The organism is Nonomuraea sp. B10E15 (genome assembly GCF_039871615.1).
In the GTDB taxonomy this organism is placed as follows: Bacteria; Actinomycetota; Actinomycetes; order Streptosporangiales; family Streptosporangiaceae; genus Nonomuraea.
This window is the reverse complement of the sequence record NZ_JBDPMB010000062.1, coordinates 1-1223: the sequence shown is the minus strand read 5'-3', so window position 1 is coordinate 1223 and position 1223 is coordinate 1. Positions and strand designations below refer to the sequence as shown.

General features: G+C 69.7%; 1 protein-coding gene. It reads right to left on the bottom strand.

Annotation, left to right across the window (positions count from 1 at the left end):
- Window positions 1–993: IS110 family transposase (locus ABGB14_RS49970; protein WP_347650956.1), on the bottom strand; the 993-nt coding region annotated here is incomplete at its 3' end.
- Window positions 994–1223: the final 230 nt, after the last annotated feature.

Genomic DNA, 1223 nt, shown 5'->3' with positions numbered 1-1223 from the left:
CTCTTTCTTGGACAGGCCGTCTTGGGTGCGTCGTTCCATGTAGGCGCGGGTGCGTGGGTCCCAGCGCAGGCGGACCAGGGCGATGCGGTAGAGGGCGGCGTTGGCTTGGCGGTCGCCGCCGCGGTTGAGGCGGTGGCGGTGGGTTTTGCCGGACGATGCGGGGATCGGGGCGACGCCGCAGAGCATGGCGAAGGCGGCTTCTGAGTCGAGCCGGTCGTGGTTTTCGCCGGCGGTGACCAGGAGCTGGCCGGCGGTGTCGGGGCCGAGGCCGTGGACGGCGAGCAGGGCGGGGTTGATGGCGGCCACGAGGGGTTCCAGCAGTTCGTCGAGGTCGTTGATCTCGGTGGTGAGCTGCTGGTGGCGGCGGGCCAGGGATCGCAGGGCGATCATCGTCGCGGTGGCCGGGTCGCCGGCGTGGGCGGGGTCGGGGCGCAGCGCGGCGCAGGTGGCGATGAGCTTCTTGGCGGACAGGCCGCGCAGTTGGGTGCGCAGGTCGTCGGAGGCGGTGATGATCAGGGCTTTGATCTGGCGCTGGGCGCCGGCACGCTGGTCGACGGCCGAGCGGCGGGCGATGCGCAGGCAGCGCAGGGCTTCCACCCGGCCGTCGCGCTGTTTGGGTGTGCCGGTCCGGTCGCCGGCCAGCGCGGTCTTGGCCGCTTGGATCGCGTCGATCGGGTCGGACTTGCCCTGGAAACGTCGAGTTTTGCGGTCGGGCCGGTCGACTTCGGTCAGGTTCATCTCCTGGCGGCGCAGGTAGCGGGCCAGCCCGGCACCGTAGGCGCCGGTTCCTTCGATGCCCACGACCGTCACGGTGCCGAACGACCGCATCCAGGTGAGCAGCATGCTGTAGCCGGTGGTGTCGGCGGGGAATTGCTCGGTGCCCAGCACGCGGCCAACGTGGTCGATCACGGCTGCGGTGTGCGTGTCCTGATGGGTGTCAACGCCGCCGGCGACTTCGTCGATCGCGGTGGTGTCGGGTGTAATGGAGGGCATCGTCGTCCTGTGCTCTTGACCGGTGGGCAGGGCGGCACGCACCGGCCGGGCAGGGCGGACAAGACAGAGAAGGGGCCTCTGGCCAGGCTCCTATGAGGTCACAACGCCACGTCCGGTGGGTGCAGGCGAGCACTTCCCGCTCAGACCGACAGATCCCGTTGAAGACCCGAGGTCAGTCAGAGGGTGGGTCAGGACTGGCGGGAGGTGCTCCCCTACATCATCTCTGTCAG